We start from the raw sequence: 15,388 nt of genomic DNA, 5'->3' as shown, positions 1-15,388 counted from the left end.
AGAAATGGCCGGAGCTTTGCTCCGGCCATCGCATCAGGTCAAAGCTCAGGCGGCGCCCTTCAGCTTCTTGTTGCACTCGCTGTAATAGCCGCCGCCCTTTTCGATCCACTTCATCCCGCCATTGCCGTTGGTGGTCTTGTTGGCGTTGTACTGGTCGACGCAGGTGTGGAGACGCGCCTTGCCGGCGGTCTCCTTGGCGTATTTCGGATCGACCGCGTTCGGATAGACCGCGGGACCGGCCGGCAGGGTCGATGCCGGGGCAGCAGCGGGAGCCGCCTCCTTCTTCGCCTGCTTCGGCTCGGCGGGAGCAGCGGGCGCAGCCGCGGTCGACGCAGCAGCAGGCGTCGCGTCCGCGCCGCACTGGGCCTTGCGGAAGTCATTCCACTTCGTGGTGCCGAGCGAGCCGTCCTTCTTGGCGGCCTGATATTTCGCGCTGCACTCCTGCGAAGTCAGCGCCTGCGCCGGCGCGGTCGCCACCAGCGCGGCAAAGCCCGACAGCGCAACTGCACACAGCAATTTTGATTGGATGGTCATTCCTGGGTCTCCTCCTTGATCTTTCCTGACGAAAGTGAAACGAGGGTTGCTATCCTAGCGTGTCGCCTGCGCGCGACAAGGAAGCGATGGCGCCTACTGCCAAAATATAGTGATCCCACCTGCTCGGATTATTCATGTCGCGTTCAGCAACCCAAGCCGACGTTCCAGCCCTTCGCAATTCTCGCAAGACAGAGCGCAACATCATGACCTTCACGTCTCGCCTCGCCGCCGTCGCCCTCGCCTCCCTGCTTGCCACCGGCGCCGCCTACGCACAGACCGCCGCGCCGGCCGCCAAGACCGACACCAAGACCGACGCGGCAACCACCGCCGACAAGAGGGTCACGAAGGAACGCACGGCCGAGTCGCTCGGAGTGCTCCAAGCAGGCGGACGCAAAGGGACTGAAGGGCAAGGAGCGCAAGAAATTCCGCCGCGATTGCAAGAGGGACGCGAAGGCCGGTACCACCGCGCCCGCCGCCCCCGCTGCTCCCGCCGCCGACAAGAAGTAAATCCGTCACAGGCCGCTCGCGAACATCTGCGAGAGGCGCACGCATTGCGGCATGACAAGCCTGCAATTGTGCGCCTCTTGCTGATTTGCGATAAGGTGGCGTGAAGCAAATCGCCGCCTCCCTGACCTTCGAATGGCCGAGCCGTGCCGAGATTTTGAGCACGGCGGAAACGCTCGTCATCGGCACCGCTGGCGGCCTCGTGTTTCTCGTCGCCGGCCTCCCCGGCGGACTGATCTCGGGCTCGATGATCGCGGTCGGGATCGCCGCGATCGCCGGACGCAAGCTCGCGCTGCCGCCGATCCTGACCCAGACCGTGCTGGTGCTGCTCGGCATTTCACTGGGCTCCGTCGTCTCGCGTCACCTGATCCAGCAGGTCAGCGCCTATCCCGTCACGATCGGCCTGCTTGCGCTCGCCACCTTCTGCTCGACTTTCGGCTCGAGCTATTACCTGCAGCGCATCCATGGCTGGGACCGCACCTCCGCCTTCCTCGCCGGCAGCCCCGGCGCGCTGTCGCAGATCACGATCCTGGCGGTCGAGCGCGGCGCCGACCTGCCGGGTATCGCGGTGGTGCAGACCATGCGCGTCATTATCCTCACCGCGGCGCTGCCGATGGTGCTCGCGTTCGCGGGCGTCGCGCCCTCCGCGGCCCCGTCGCTGACGACGGCGACCGCCTCGCCGCTCGACCTCCTGGCGCTCGTCGCGGCCTCGGTGGCAGCGGCACTCATCCTGCGGCTGATCAGGTTTCCGGCGAGCTGGATGTTCGGCGCGATGATCGCCTCCAGCGTGCTGCACGGCGCGGACTGGGTCGAGGGCGGCCTGCCGAACTGGGTGCGCGGCGTGGCGCTGATCGGCATCGGCGCGCTGATCGGCAGCCGTTTCGCGCGGATGCGGATCAAGACGCTCGCCGGCCACATCAATGCGGCGCTGGGCTCGTTTGCGGTGGCGATCGCCGTCTCCGCCATCTTCGTCGGCATCGTGGCGCTCACCACGCAGGTGAAATTCTCCGACGTCGTCGTCGCCTTCGCGCCGGGCGCGATGGACGCGATGCTGGCGTTGGCACTGACCCTGCACATCGACCCGATCTTCGTCGGCGCCCATCATCTGTCGCGCTTCGTATTCGTGACGATCGCGACGCCGGGCATCGTGCACCTGTTCGGGCGCACGCAGGACGATGTGGATGATTGAGTCTTAGCGCCTCGCGGTCGCCACGAATCCCCAGGCGGCAATCGCGGCCATCAGCAGCGAGATCAGCACGTTGTAGCCGGCGAGCGAAAGGCCGAGAAAGCGCCACTGTACCTCGTCGCAGCGCACCACCTTCACGGTGTCGAGCCGCGACAGCAGGTCGGTGGCGCTGCCGAGGTTGACGACCGGGCCGGAGCAATCGGTCGGGCCTTTCCAGAGGCCCCATTCGACACCGGAATGGTAGGTGCCGAGCCCGGCATTGGCGAGCGTCGCCAGTGCGAGGATCGCGAGCCCTGCGAGCAGCAGCGGTCGCGGCGCGCCGCCCCGCGCCGCAAGCGCCACGAGCGCGCCAAGCGGGATCGCGAGGTAATAGGCGTAGCGCTGCTCGAGGCAAAGCGGACAGGGCACGATCCCCAGCACGAGCTGGAAGAACCAGGCGCCCGCGATGGTCGCTGCGGCGATCAGCGTGACGAGAAGCGCGGCGGTCAGCGCGGGGCTCGTGGCCGCCGGTTTGAACGCAGGTATTGCGGCACTCTGGGTCGTCACGGCAGCCTCTTCCGGTGGGTCGCTTCCCTAGCCTCTAACCCCGGCCCATGCGGCTGTCGAGAACGGCCGGGATCACTTTGGCGCGGGTTGACCCCGCTTTGCCCATGGCTATAGTCCGCCGGCTTCGCGACGCCCGCTTTGGGGGGCCGACCGGGGGCCCCTGTGGCGGAACTGGTAGACGCGCTCGACTCAAAATCGAGTTCCGCAAGGAGTGCTGGTTCGATTCCGGCCAGGGGCACCACGCTTCGCCCTTTGGGCTTCGCGTGGCGCGGCCACGCAAGACCGAAGGGCGAAGCGTGTCCGGCGAAGCCTCTTGGCGAAGACGGACTGTTTCAGCAAAGCTCCATCCCCCTCTCTTCCAATCGTCACATCCCGCCTGTATAAACCGGTAGCTTCTTCCATCACTCGAAGAGGCTCATATGAACGACCTGCACGCGTGGCTTTCAGAGCAGCACCACGGCCTGCGCACTTTCCGGACATTCCAGCAGAAGCTCGAGACGCTCGGCCGGGACGATCCCGCCCAGCGCGGCCTGTGCCGCCTGCTCAGCGGACTGGTCGGCAGCTATGTCGAGGCCTTTGACGAGGCCCCGCTGCCGGTCGAGGTCGCCGACGGCGCCTATCACCGCCTGCTGACGCTGGTCGAAAGCATCGACCTGAACGCCGACGCCCATCGCCGGCTCGCCGACATCAACCGGGTCGCGGCGAGCGAGCTCTGGCGGTGAGCGCCAGGGCGCGCAGGCTGAACTCGATTTTCAAACAGCTGGACGACACGCGATCATAGCCTCGCGGCGCGGGGCGCCCGAGTTGTGTGCTTCTCTTGACGCCCCTTCCTTGGAAAGGGCGCAGGGAAGACCGGGTGCCGGCTGGCACCCGCGGTCCACTGTGCGAAGGTTGCGCTACGAGAGGCTGCACAGCGGCATACAGGTGTAGCCAGGACATCCGGCCTTCCCTGCGCAGTGGTTTGACGGCTTATGTCGAGCTCTCCTCGGGGAGCGATGCACTCTTGCCCCCGTCGCCTTGCGGATGGCTGATGCGCGTACCCGGTCGGGCCGCGACATCACCGCAACGCTTGACGCCAGCCTGCGGGCGCCAGGACCACACGATTTTGCCGTACGCAGATCGCACCGGTCGTATGCGCGCCGCTCCATCGCTCACGGGCCAAACCCGCCCTGCGATCGCTTGCGCGCCGATGCGCTCCACGTCCACCGCCACCCGGCCCGCGTAACGTGACGATCGCGAAACGCCCTTATCCTTGGGCCGGAATGGCGCATACATACGACATTTCCGAATTTCGGTCAATCGGAATCTTTACATGAAGGCCTGGATCAACCGTTCAGGGTCTTTTCGGCCCGGCTACGACCGCCGCACGTAGGTCGTTTCCATCGTGTAGTCCTTGGCTGGACCCGACACGACATGCCGGACGACGAACGTTCCATCCGGCAGGAACATGTAAACCGACTGATACTCATCGCGCTTGCAGAGATGACGCGCACGTCCGCTCAGTGCTCCTCCTGAAGATGCGGACAGACAAATCTCGTGAAACAGCCGCGGCGGATCCTCCCTGAAGAAGACGTTGAATCCTCCGTCGCTGCTGCTGAAGACGTATTCGCGTTCGGCCTGCACGATGATGCCGTTCGCGAGCCTCAGATGTCCCTGCTCGCGATAGGCCAACCACCCGCTGTCCAGCGGCGTGAAGGTTGCGATGCCCTGCATCGTTGCCTGACTTTTGATGACCCGGTCGAGGGACCACGAGCCGATCAGCCTGTTCGCGACGTCCGATGCCTCACCCCAGCTGTCGATCATGCTTCGTTCATTATTCAGACCCGCACATTCCCAACCGGTCCGGCCTCCCCGGACCTGCGGCCGGGAGTTCGACTTCGGCAGGCTGATACCTATATCCTACCGCAACGGATGGTGAGGCAGCGAGCAGCTTGGATGGCCCGGAGACGCACGACCGAGGCGGACGCCGACGACCTCCCCCGCTATTTCGTCTGGGTCCGGGGCCTCGAAGGCCCGGAGCCGCAGAAATGGGTGGAGATAGATTTCGGTATCGGCGACTGGAAGCGGCCGCTGGTGCTGGCCTTCCTGGCGCTGCCGGAGGACGAGCGGCATCTGTCGTTGTCGATGCTGGCCCGGCGCTATCCACCGCCGCGGGCGGAGACATAGCGGCCGCTCATGTCCCGCGCGCCGCGGTTGGCGTCAGGCCGAACCTGCGACGATGCGCAAGGAGGTCGGCGGCCCTGCGCAGGCGCAATCCGGTGAGGCGGGTGGTGAAGCTGGCGCCGGCCTCAAGCAGCAGTTCGTTGACGTAGCGCTCGGACAGGCCGGCTGTGGCGGCTGCCCGCGCGGCTACCATATCGGCCCCGGCGGCGCCTGCCGCGGCAAGGGCAGGTCACAGCCGGCCCCGGACGAACGCTGCGCAGCCGCGACCGCCTTGCAGCACATCAGGACTCGAAGCCCGGCTTGCCCGGGCTTTTCTCTTGCCGATTGTGGCGGAGTTCATAGACGGCCGGGGCGAGACGGCTGTGAGATACATCCATTGATTCACGATGAAATCACGGATGATTTTCAAGGATGCGGCTCGGGCAGGCCATCGAGCATCCACCTGAATTTTCGGAGGGGTCCATGACGCACCAGGACGAGGCGCTGCGTGGCGGCCCGGTAAGGCCGGTTCAGACGCACGATGATCCAGGGACCGCGGCGAATGCACCCGATGCACGGGCGCCGCGCAAGCTGGTGCTGTTCGCCGACGGCACGGGCAATGCGTTCACGACCCAGGAATCCAGCGTCTGGCGCCTCTACGAGGCGCTCGACCATACCCAGCCCGACCAGATCGCGTATTACATCAAGGGCGTCGGCACCGCCGGCTGGGCGCCGCTCGCAGCCCTCGACGGCGCCACCGGCATCGGCGTTCCCTCCAACGTCCGCAAGCTCTACCGCTTCCTGTGCTGGAACTGGCGTCCCGGCGACGAGATCTACATCTTCGGCTTCAGCCGGGGCGCCTTCACGGCACGCACGCTGGCATCCATGATCGCCAGCCAGGGCCTCGTGCCGGCCGAAATCAACGGCGAGCCGGTCTCGCATGCCGAGATGGAGCGCAACGCCATGGCCGCGTGGCGGGAGTATCGCCGCGGCACCGTGCCGTTGAAGAAGAGCTTGCCGACGATCTGGATCGCGCGCCTCATCCGCGATGTCCTGCTCTATTTCTATCATTTGATCTGCCGGCACCGCTCCTACGCCGATGTCCGCGCGGCGATGCGCGGTCGCGAGGAGATCGACATCGAATTCCTCGGACTGTTCGACACGGTCGAAGCCTACGGTGTCCCCATCGAGGAGCTTCGCGTCGCCATCGACTGGGCGATCTGGCCGATCTCGTTCCGCAACCACCGGCCCTCGAAAAAGGTGAAGCACATCCGTCACGCACTCGCGCTGGATGACGAACGCACCACCTTCCATCCGTTGCGGATCGACCAGAGCCATCTTGCGGCCGACCAGACGGTCAAGGAGGTGTGGTTCGTCGGCGTCCACTCCGACATCGGCGGCGGCTATCCGGAATCGACGCTGTCCTTCGTGCCGCTGGTCTGGATGACCGACGAGCTCGAAGGAAGGCTTCGCTTCCAGGACGGCGAGATCGAGCACTTCAAGGACTATCAATCGGCGATAGGGCCGAGGCATGATTCACGCAGCGGCGCCGCCGTGTTCTATCGCTACGGGCCGCGCCCGGTTCTCGGCGGCGAGGTGAATGGCGGCCTGCCGGTCGTGCACTTCGCCGTCATCGAACGCATGCTGTTCGGCTGCGACGACTATGCACCGATCATGCTTCCGGCAGACACGCTGGTGCTGATGCCGGACGGCCGCAAGCTGAACCTCACCGAGGACGCCACACGCGAAGCGATGAAGCAGGCCTATCTGGCGAAGGCCCAGGGCCCGCGGCGCGAGAAGGAGGCCGAGGACTTCACCCGCATGAACACGCCCAGCGCCGAGATGGCCAGGCTGACACGCGACACCGTGTGGTGGCGGCGCGTCGCCTATTTCGCGCTGCTGGTCGCGGCCGGCGTGATCGCGGTCTGGCCGTGGATCGCGCGCTGGCTGATCGGGGTGTCGAAGGACAATGGGCTGCAAGGCACAATCGTGCTGCACGTCATCGCCACCTTCGACTGGCTCGCGGGCGCCGTGCTGGGTCCGCTGGCCAATCTGGTCAGAAATGTCATGCCATCCTATGCAGCGCCGTGGCTAGACATCACGCTGTATTACCCGTTCGCCACCTCGATCGTCCTGGCTGCCACCTACCTGATCTGGCGCAGGAACACGGTGCTGCGCGACATCATCCAGGAACGCGCGCGGCTGGCCTGGAGCAGACCACGCCGCATGACAAGCCAGAAGCGTGTCGACAAGCCCGGCAAGCTGCTCGGCTTCGCCCGGTGGATGCGGCTGAACGCGGGACCTGCCCGCTGGTTCTTCGCCAAGCTCGTGCTGCCGTTCGTCTTCCTCTTCATCATTTTCTATTCCGCGCTGCTGATTGGATCGACCAGCGTCTTCACGGCCCGGACCGCGACCGGAAACATCTGCACGGCCCCCATGGCCAAGGATTCGGTCCCGCCAAAGGCGGAGGTCGGAACGCCTGTGCCCGACGAGCCGATGGAAGCCCGCGGCCTGTTCGCGACAAAGGAATTCTGCTGGTGGAGCGGCCTTGCGGTCGAGAAGGGGCGCAAGTACCGCGTCTGGGTCCAGGTCGAAGATCCCTGGTTCGACCGCACCATCATGAGCGGGACGAACGGCTTCAAGACCTACTTCGTGCAGCATTATCTCGCGTTGCCGACGCTCCGACAGTTCGGCGCCGCCTGGTTCCAGCCCGTGGTGCGCGTCGGCGCCAAGGGCATGAGTGACATTCCGCTGCAGGCCGTCGACGTCATGCCGGCCGAGGAATTGCCGCGCCGGATGCATCCGACCATTCCGCCCGAGGAGGATACGGACAAGACCGTGGGCGTGGGCAGGTATCCGACCCGGCTCGACGAGACTAGTGAATACGCGGCGCTTCCCGCCGACCATCCGCTCAAGCTGGCGCTGAGCAAGCTCGGCACTTTCGATCCGTTGCCGAACGACAGCACGGCGCGCGCGATCTGGGAGGGCCAGAAGCTGTCGGGACGACTGGTCGCCGAATTCGTCGCGCCCGACGCGGGTGATCTGTTCTTCTACGTCAACGACGCCGTACAGATCTACCCGGTCCTGCTTCCAGCAGCGCTGCGCCCGGCGAAGCTCGACTTGATCCAGGGGCCGTACGAACAGTTCTACAAGAACAATGCCGGCACCGCACGCATCGTCGTGCAGCGACTGCCGAGCCCGCCCATGCCGTCGGACAAACCGGCCGCCGCGAAACAATAGGCACCGCGTCCGGGGGGCGCTGGACCGGCTCATCCGCCCCCATGATTATGGGTGTCGCGGCGTCGGCGCCGCGGCTAAACCTGGTCCTGCGCCGCGGGGACACGCGGTGCGGGACGATGGACATGAGCGAACAGGGCGAGACGGGTGAGGCCATCACCATCCTCCTCGTCGAGGACGACGCGCCGACCTGCTGGCGGCTCCAGGATGCACTGGTGAAGGCCGGCTACGAGGTGCGCAGCGCGGGCACCCTCGGTGAGGCGCGCCAGGCCCTGAACCGCGGCGCGCCGCGCGTGCTGCTGACCGATTTGCGGCTGCCCGACGGCCACGGCGTCGAGCTGATCCGCGAGACGAGGCAGCGGTTTCCCGACACCGAGATCATGGTGATCTCCGCGCTCGGCGACGAGGAAAGCGTGATCTCGGCGATCACGGTCGGCGCCACCGGCTATCTCCTCAAGGATGCCTTCCCGACCGACATCGCCACCACCGTGCGCGATCTGGTCGCCGGCCATTCGCCGATCTCGGCCTCGATCGCCCGTTTCATCGTGCGCAGAACGCAAGGCGCGGCACAAAACCCGGCCGATCCGCCGCCCGGCCCCGCGCTCAACACCGCACGACTCACGCCCCGCGAAATCGACATCCTCTGGGGCATCGCGAAAGGCTTCAGCTATGCCGAGATCGCGAGCCATCTCGGCCTGTCCAGGCAGACCGTGCCGGGCCACATCAAGAACATCTATCGCAAGCTCGAAGTCCACACCCGGAGCGAAGCCGTGTTCGAGGCCGTGCAGCAGGGCCTGATCAAGCTGTGAGCGAGATCGCGGTGAAGACGCGCGGGCGGCACCGGCGGCTTCTGTCGCGCCTGACGCCCTATCTGCTGCTCCAGGCGCTGATCCTGATCGCGACGATCCTCGGGCTGCGGCTGCTCCAGCCGAGCGACCCTGAAGACTTTGCCCTGAGCGGATTTTCGCTGCGGGAGGACGGCGCGACGCGTCCCGTGTCGCTGCCGCATTTCACGTCGTCGCGTGACTCGCTGGCCGATCCTCCGCCTCTACACCGGCACCTTCGTCTTTCATGACGGCGATGCCGTGCCGGGATGGTCGGTGTTCCTGCCGCGCTTCAGCAACGCGGTGGAGGTCGCCGTCAACGGAGTCGTCGTGCTCGACTCCCGCCGCGATGCCAACGCCAACCGGCCGGACCGCAACACACCGCAAATCGCGCCGATCCCGGCCTCGCTGCTGCATGACGGCAGCAACGAGATCACGGTGCGGCTGTTCGTATGGGGCCCGTTGAAGGGCTTCCTCGACACCGTCTATATCGGACCGGACGCTGCCCTGCGTCCGGCATTCGAGACGCGCACGCTGCTGTTCGTCACGCTGCCGGTGGTATTCTCGGCATGGCAGTCGATCCTCGCCGTCATTCTCGCGATCATGTGGTTGATGCGGCGGCGCGAGCCGGTCTATGGCGTGCTGGCGGCGGCGATGGTGCTCGGCGTGGTACAGGCATTCGTGCCGCCGCCGGTGCCGCCCGCCACCACGTCGCGGCTCGCCGCAGTGCTGCTGGCATCGGCGCCGACCGAAAGCGCGCTGATCGTCGTCTTCGCCCTGCTGTTCTTCGGCTGGCGCTGGCCGCGCTACGGCGCGCTGCTGTTCGTGCCGGGCATCGTGGTGTTCGTCGTCGGACTGGTGGGGGGCCCGCCGCTGCCGCGCATTCTGTTCCTGGTTCTCGGCATTCCCATGGTGGGCATCTGTCTGCTGCTGATGGCCAGCATCACGGCGACAGAGGTGATGCGGAGGCAGGACGCCGCAAGCTTCACGCTCGGCTGCGCCGTGACCATCGTGCTGACCTGCTGGATCCACGACATGCTGTCGGTGTTCGAGATCGTGACCAACGAACGCACATTCGTCTCCCGCCTCTCCTATTCGGCGATGCTGGTCGCGATCGGCGCCGGCCTGACCTGGCGTTTCGCCCGCGCGCTGAACCAGGTCGACAGCTTTGCCGGCCAGCTCGTGACGCGCGTGCGCGAGACCGAGGAGCGGCTGAAGGCGAGCTTCGTGCGCGAGGAGGCGCGCGCCCGTGCCGCCGCGCTCGCCAACGAGCGCACGCGATTGATGCGCGACCTGCATGACGGCCTCGGCGGCCAGCTCGTCAGCATCGTCGCACTCTCCGAGCGCGGCCAGGAGGGCGCGAGCATCACGGACGCGGCGCGCGCCGCGCTGAAGGATCTGCGCCTCGTCATCGACTCCATGGACGACATCGGCGGCGACCTGATGCTTGCACTCGGCTCCTGGCGCGAGCGCGCAGCGATGCAATTGCGGCCGCACGACATCGCGCTCGACTGGCGCGTGGCGACGCCGCAGGGCCTGCCGCTGCATCCGGAGCTGCGGCCATGGCACGTCATCCAGATCGTGCGCATTCTCGACGAGGCCGTGACCAACGCCGTCAAGCACGCGCAGGCGCGCAATATCGCCCTCAGCATCGAGACGCTCGACGATGGGAAGGGGCCGTACGGCGTGATCAGCGTCGCAGACGACGGCAAGGGCTTTGCGCTGGCCTGCAACGGCGAAGCCGCGAGCGCGAGCCAGACCACCCGAGGCCTGCGCAACATGAGAAGTCGCGCAGCGCGCTGCGGGGCAGTGCTCGATCTGAGATCGGATGAATCGGGGACGCGGGTACGGCTGCAATTGCCGCAAATCTTCCCCGACAGCGACGCGGCCACCGGCTGAAAAGCCCCCTCTCCGAACGTGTGGGACGCACGGAGAGAGGGAACGGGCCGGATTTTTTATCTGCGGAGGACGGGGGGTTCATCCGCAAGCAATCCCTTTGCCCGAAGCAATGCAATCAACTCAATCGAACGAGACCGTCAGCGCCTGCCAACGCGATTGACGGGACCGCCGCGATTCATCGGCGTCCCGGCACGTACGCCGACGCCGGGCGCGCCGACACCGGGCGTTGCGACCGCTGCCGCGGCAACCGGCGCCACGGGCGCAACCACCACCGCTGCGGTCGGCCGCACCACGCAGCCCTTGGGCACGCCGACCGTCTTGCAATAGACCACCGCCTGCGCCGGGCTCGTGCCCAGCGACACAACCGCTGCGCCGGCCAGCATCATGACCGTCACCCCGGCGCTCAGCGCTCCCACTTTCTTCGACATCTTGCTCTCCTGCTTCCCGTTCGGCGTCCCGGTGCAATCACCGGGTCTCGCAGCCGACGTGCAGCCTGAATGGCAAAAGACGGCGCGCGGATACATGCCATGAAGATGGGGGTGCGGCGGCCGGGAGGGCGGGCCGATGCCATGAACATGGCATGGACCGGCCGCAGCCCTCCGCGAGATGGTCCGGCCCGCTGATCTCAAACGAGACCACCGACAATCCCAAAGAGGTGCTTCATGAAGACTTTGGTTTCTGCCGCGCTGCTGCTCGCTGCCGCTGCCCTGCCCGCCGTAGCGCAATCCGGTCCGACACTGCAGGAGCAGATGGCCTGCCGCAGCGACGCCAGCAAATTCTGCGCCGAGCATGTCGGCAAGCCACCGCAGATGAATGCGTGCCTGCGCGAGAACAAGACGAAACTGTCCGACGGCTGTCGCAAGGTGGTGGAGTCGCGCGGGGGCTGAGCCAGCTGCACGAATCTTGCACGCACTCCGCGACATGAATGTCTTCGGAGTGCCTTTCAATGTACGACACCATCATCGTGGGCGCCGGCTCGGCCGGCTGCGTATTGGCCAACCGGCTATCGGCCGATCCGCATCGCAAGGTGCTGGTGCTGGAGGCGGGCCGGGCTGCACCGGTCGCCTCCGACATTCCGTCGGATTGGCCGACGATGTTCAACACGGCGGTGGACTGGAGCTACTATACGGAACCGCAAGCGGGTTGCCGCGGCCGGCGGATCTTCTGGCCGCGCGGCAAGATGGTCGGCGGTTCCGGCGCGATGAATGCGATGATCTATATCCGCGGCCTGCCCTCCGACTATGACGGCTGGGCAAAGGCGGGCTGCGAAGGCTGGGCCTGGCGCGATGTGTTGCCGAAATTCATCGCCTTCGAGAACAACACGCGCTTCGGCAATGATCCCTTCCACGGCACAGGCGGCCCGCTGCACGTCGCCGACGTTCCCCATGTCGACCCGAACGAGCTGAAATGGCTGGAGGCCGCGCAGGCCGCGGGGCTGCGGCACAATCCCGATTTCAACGGGGCCACGCAGGAAGGCGCCGGCTTCTTCCAGTTCGTCATCAAGAACGGCGAGCGGTTCGGCACCGGCAAGGCCTATTTGCGTCCGGCACTGGCGCGCACCAATCTCACGCTGAAGACGGGCGTGCACGTCACCCGCATCATCATCGAACGTTCCCGCGCGGTCGGCGTCGAATATCTCGAGAACGGGCAACCGAAGAGCGCCTTCGCCGCCAGCGAGGTGGTGCTCGCCTCCGGGGCCATCGGTTCGGCACAGCAGCTCCTGCTGTCAGGCGTGGGCCCGGCCGACGAATTGAAGGCGGTCGGCGTCGACGTCGTGCACGATCTGCCGGGCGTCGGCAGGGATCTCCAGGATCACATCAACATTCCCATCACCTTCCACACCAAGGAGAAGATCGGCGTCGGCGCCTGGACAGAGGAGAGTCTGGCCGCGAGCCTTGCCGAGTGGGAAACCAGCCGCAGCGGCCCGCGCAGCTCGCCCTGGGTCGCGGCCGGCGCGCATGTGCGGAGCCGCCCCGACGTCGAACCCGACCTCCAGCTCTACGGCGCGATCAGCCCGCACCGCGACTATGTCCGCTTTCTATCGTCCAAACCGGGCATCACCCTGCATGCGACGTTGCAGCGGCCGAACAGCCGCGGCCGGATCACGCTGCGCTCAGCCGATCCGATCGAACATCCCGCAATCGACCCGTGCTATTTCAGCTCGGACACGACCGGTAACGACATCGCGACCCTCGTCGAAGGCGTCCGCATCAACCGCCGCATTGCCGCGCAGTCGCCGCTGAGGGAAATGATCGAAGGTGAGATCACGCCGAGCGCAGAGGCCGCGAGCGACGCCGAGATCGCCGATTATATTCGGGGGCATTGCACCACGCTCTACCACGCCGCCGCGACCTGCCGGATGGGCACGGACGATCTGGCCGTCGTCGATCCCAAGCGGCTACAGGTGCGCGGCATCGATGGCGTGCATGTCGCCGACGCCTCGGTGATCCCGATCATGATCTCGGGGAATATCCAGACGCCGACCATCCTGATTGCCGAATGCGCGGCCGCCGCGATCCTGGGCTAGGCGCTAGTCGTCGTCGGGTCCAAACAGCATGATCCGCGGGCCGCGCGAGCGGCCGGCGACATCGCGAGCGTCGGAATCTGCGCGGACGTTGCGCGCGACGTCGTCCCAATCGGTGTGATCGCGCGTTCCGCGTTGCTCGCGGGAATCATATCGCGGGCGCTCGGCCCAGCGTTGGCGGCGATCGATCCGGCGCCGTTCCGATGCGGTGCGCTTCACGTCGGAATCCCTGGCCTTGGCATAGGCGTTTTCGGGAGACGAGGGCGGCTCTGTCGCTGCCTGCTGCACGGTGGGCTTTGCGTTTTGCGGCGGTGGCGTCGGCATCGGCGGCTCGACTGCGGCCGCCTGCGAGGGCTGCGGCGCCGGCGGCTCGGCATTCGCCTGAGTGGTCTGCGTATCGGGCTTTGCCTCAGGCCTGGCTTCGTCCAACGCCTGCGCGGGTGTAGCGATCATCGCGCCGAACGTTTGCGAGCCGGTGATATATTGCACGCGCTCGGACGGAGCGTTCGTCATCGCCGGCCTGGCGGCGGCCTCGGCGCGTTGCGCCATCTTGCTGTTATCAGGTCCCTGCTTGGGCGCGATCGGATTCATGATGTTGCCGGCGACGATACCGCCGCCGAGACCAATGGCGATGGCGGCGACAATCGTTCCGGCACCGACGAAATAAGCTGTCGAAGCGCGCATTGGCTCACTCCCTGTTTGGAGCGAGCAACGCCTGAGGATTGCCGGACGTTCCCGACGGCAGCAAGGTTCCCTGAGGGACCGCGGGAACGCGCGTCAGATTTGCTGGGCGACCTTTTCCAGCCCGATGATGCGGGCGAGCTTGCGCACTTCTTCCTTCTGGTCGTCACGCAGCTGGAACAGCAGCGGCATCGCCGCCGACTTCAGCTGCTGGACCTCGTCGCAATTCGGATCGATCGGCACGCCCGGCGCGTTCGGATTGGAGAGCTTGTTCGCCGAGATCTTGCGGACGACATTGCGCAGCGCGGTCTCGACCGAGGGCCAGTAATATTCCTGCGACGACGACAGTTTCAGGCGATCCCTGATGCCCGAGATCTGGACGTCGGACAGCAGCGAATAGTGTTTCTGGGGTTGCGGCCTGGCGGCGACCTTCGGCTTGGCGGGCGCTTCGACAACAGGGGGCTCCGCAGCGGCAGGCGCCTCATTCACACTTGCCTTGGGCATCGGGAAATCGGCCGGCGTGGCGGCGGCAAAGGCCTGGCGCAGCGGCTCGGTCAGCACCGGCGTCTGCGAAAGCTTGTCAGCCGATACCTGCACCAAGGGCTCGATCGCGGCCGAGGCCAGTGCCAGCGTCGGAACCAGACGGTCTGCCTTGGCGGCGCGGTTGGTCGCGAGAGGCGACTTGGGTGAGTCCTGTGAGATCATCTCGGCGCTGACGCTGGGCACGCTGTCACGGCCGAGAATGGCGGTGGTGGCGGCACCAAGGACGAGGAAACAGGTCAGCACGACGATGGTGATGGCTTTGGACAAACGTCCCTCCGCGTCCGGCTTCAAGTCCACGTGATCACTGCCCGTAAACTGGGCGATAATTAAGGCTTAACCGTGCCATTGCGGCGGCAATCGCGCGGACTGCGGCGACACGCCCAGAAAAACTCAGGAAAATCAGGCAGCTAGCGCCAGATCGTAAGCGTCCTGGATGTCGGCGACGATCTCGGAGGCTTCCCAGACCGCGCGCGGCTCGACCGATTGCAGCGTCACCGTCCAGTTGCCGCCCCGGCGGGTGCGTGGAACGCTGAGGATGTCGAAACGCACGTTGCGGCAGAGCGGATGACGGGCCAGCGCATGGGCCACGCGAACGCGGATTTCATCGAGCGACGCCGCCGTCTTGGAGTTGAGAAAATCGAAGTCCATCGCCGGTCCCCCTCCGTCCTGATTGACGGCCGTAAGAGGGGATTCTTGGCTGGCGTTGGTTAATCTGCCGTTAAGTGAGGCCGGTTGGAGGAGCGCTCGATTAACCGTGATCGCGACGAC

At 66.1% G+C, this 15,388-nt stretch carries 15 protein-coding genes, 1 tRNA gene and 2 pseudogenes; 10 read left to right on the top strand and 8 right to left on the bottom strand.

The window, feature by feature from the left end; genetic code table 11:
- Nucleotides 1-45: 45 nt before the first annotated feature.
- Nucleotides 46-534: a hypothetical protein gene (locus ACQ86E_RS17165; protein ID WP_431201000.1), complete on the bottom strand. Its 489-nt coding sequence runs from the start codon at nucleotides 532-534 to the stop codon at nucleotides 46-48.
- A 203-nt stretch (nucleotides 535-737) separates the two neighbouring features.
- On the opposite strand from ACQ86E_RS17165, the pseudogene ACQ86E_RS17160 reads away from it, so the two are divergent.
- Nucleotides 738-1,041 (top strand): annotated as a pseudogene (locus tag ACQ86E_RS17160) (PsiF family protein).
- A gap of 100 nt (nucleotides 1,042-1,141) precedes the next feature.
- A complete protein-coding gene (locus tag ACQ86E_RS17155; protein WP_431200999.1) occupies nucleotides 1,142-2,227 on the top strand; it encodes an AbrB family transcriptional regulator in 1,086 nt (361 codons plus the stop codon).
- A gap of 3 nt (nucleotides 2,228-2,230) precedes the next feature.
- Here the strand turns inward: ACQ86E_RS17155 and ACQ86E_RS17150 are convergent, their stop codons facing one another.
- Nucleotides 2,231-2,770: a disulfide bond formation protein B gene (locus ACQ86E_RS17150; protein WP_431200998.1), complete on the bottom strand. Its 540-nt coding sequence runs from the start codon at nucleotides 2,768-2,770 to the stop codon at nucleotides 2,231-2,233.
- A 156-nt stretch (nucleotides 2,771-2,926) separates the two neighbouring features.
- Between ACQ86E_RS17150 and ACQ86E_RS17145 the strand changes: the two genes are divergently transcribed.
- Nucleotides 2,927-3,011: transfer RNA gene (locus ACQ86E_RS17145), tRNA-Leu, on the top strand.
- Between the two features lie 178 nt (nucleotides 3,012-3,189).
- Nucleotides 3,190-3,492 carry a hypothetical protein gene (locus ACQ86E_RS17140; protein WP_431200997.1) on the top strand — a complete coding sequence of 101 codons (303 nt, stop codon included), beginning with the start codon at nucleotides 3,190-3,192 and terminating at the stop codon, nucleotides 3,490-3,492.
- 631 nt (nucleotides 3,493-4,123) lie between these two features.
- Here the strand turns inward: ACQ86E_RS17140 and ACQ86E_RS17135 are convergent.
- Nucleotides 4,124-4,573, bottom strand: coding sequence for a DUF6314 family protein (locus ACQ86E_RS17135; protein WP_431200996.1), 450 nt, complete (start codon nucleotides 4,571-4,573; stop codon nucleotides 4,124-4,126).
- Nucleotides 4,574-4,705: 132 nt separating this feature from the next.
- Here ACQ86E_RS17135 and ACQ86E_RS17130 point away from each other — a divergent pair, with 132 nt between their 5' ends.
- Nucleotides 4,706-4,936, top strand: coding sequence for a hypothetical protein (locus ACQ86E_RS17130; RefSeq protein WP_431200995.1), 231 nt, complete (start codon nucleotides 4,706-4,708; stop codon nucleotides 4,934-4,936).
- A gap of 7 nt (nucleotides 4,937-4,943) precedes the next feature.
- Here ACQ86E_RS17130 and ACQ86E_RS17125 read toward each other — a convergent pair whose 3' ends face one another.
- Nucleotides 4,944-5,126: a hypothetical protein gene (locus tag ACQ86E_RS17125; protein ID WP_431200994.1), complete on the bottom strand. Its 183-nt coding sequence runs from the start codon at nucleotides 5,124-5,126 to the stop codon at nucleotides 4,944-4,946.
- Nucleotides 5,127-5,395: 269 nt separating this feature from the next.
- Between ACQ86E_RS17125 and ACQ86E_RS17120 the strand changes: the two genes are divergently transcribed.
- From ACQ86E_RS17120 to ACQ86E_RS17110, 3 genes and pseudogenes are all read left to right on the top strand, one after another.
- On the top strand, nucleotides 5,396-8,152 hold the full coding sequence (locus tag ACQ86E_RS17120) for a DUF2235 domain-containing protein (protein WP_431206367.1): 2,757 nt from the start codon (nucleotides 5,396-5,398) through the stop codon (nucleotides 8,150-8,152).
- 122 nt (nucleotides 8,153-8,274) lie between these two features.
- Nucleotides 8,275-8,958 carry a response regulator gene (locus ACQ86E_RS17115; protein ID WP_431206366.1) on the top strand — a complete coding sequence of 228 codons (684 nt, stop codon included), beginning with the start codon at nucleotides 8,275-8,277 and terminating at the stop codon, nucleotides 8,956-8,958.
- Nucleotides 8,955-10,872, top strand: a pseudogene (locus ACQ86E_RS17110) (sensor histidine kinase). The gene ACQ86E_RS17115 and the pseudogene ACQ86E_RS17110 overlap by 4 nt, the downstream one beginning before the upstream one ends.
- Before the next feature lie 137 nt (nucleotides 10,873-11,009).
- Here the strand turns inward: ACQ86E_RS17110 and ACQ86E_RS17105 are convergent.
- The gene (locus tag ACQ86E_RS17105) at nucleotides 11,010-11,300 is read right to left on the bottom strand and encodes a hypothetical protein (RefSeq protein WP_431206365.1); all 291 of its coding nucleotides are present in this window, start codon (nucleotides 11,298-11,300) and stop codon (nucleotides 11,010-11,012) included.
- Between the two features lie 234 nt (nucleotides 11,301-11,534).
- Between ACQ86E_RS17105 and ACQ86E_RS17100 the strand changes: the two genes are divergently transcribed.
- Nucleotides 11,535-11,759, top strand: coding sequence for a cysteine rich repeat-containing protein (locus tag ACQ86E_RS17100; protein WP_431206364.1), 225 nt, complete (start codon nucleotides 11,535-11,537; stop codon nucleotides 11,757-11,759).
- 59 nt (nucleotides 11,760-11,818) lie between these two features.
- A complete protein-coding gene (locus ACQ86E_RS17095; RefSeq protein ID WP_431206363.1) occupies nucleotides 11,819-13,399 on the top strand; it encodes a GMC family oxidoreductase in 1,581 nt (526 codons plus the stop codon).
- 3 nt (nucleotides 13,400-13,402) lie between these two features.
- Here the strand turns inward: ACQ86E_RS17095 and ACQ86E_RS17090 are convergent, their stop codons facing one another.
- The 3 genes from ACQ86E_RS17090 to ACQ86E_RS17080 form a co-directional block, all read right to left on the bottom strand.
- Nucleotides 13,403-14,080: a hypothetical protein gene (locus ACQ86E_RS17090; RefSeq protein WP_431206362.1), complete on the bottom strand. Its 678-nt coding sequence runs from the start codon at nucleotides 14,078-14,080 to the stop codon at nucleotides 13,403-13,405.
- 93 nt (nucleotides 14,081-14,173) lie between these two features.
- Nucleotides 14,174-14,887: a hypothetical protein gene (locus ACQ86E_RS17085; RefSeq protein ID WP_431206361.1), complete on the bottom strand. Its 714-nt coding sequence runs from the start codon at nucleotides 14,885-14,887 to the stop codon at nucleotides 14,174-14,176.
- A 132-nt stretch (nucleotides 14,888-15,019) separates the two neighbouring features.
- Nucleotides 15,020-15,268: a hypothetical protein gene (locus ACQ86E_RS17080; protein WP_151644773.1), complete on the bottom strand. Its 249-nt coding sequence runs from the start codon at nucleotides 15,266-15,268 to the stop codon at nucleotides 15,020-15,022.
- Nucleotides 15,269-15,388 lie beyond the last annotated feature (120 nt).

Origin of the sequence: Bradyrhizobium betae, assembly GCF_050632175.1 — a bacterium.
Classification (GTDB): domain Bacteria; phylum Pseudomonadota; class Alphaproteobacteria; order Rhizobiales; family Xanthobacteraceae; genus Bradyrhizobium; species Bradyrhizobium betae_B.
Note: the sequence above shows the minus strand (reverse complement) of the source record. Positions and strands in the feature narration are given on the sequence as shown.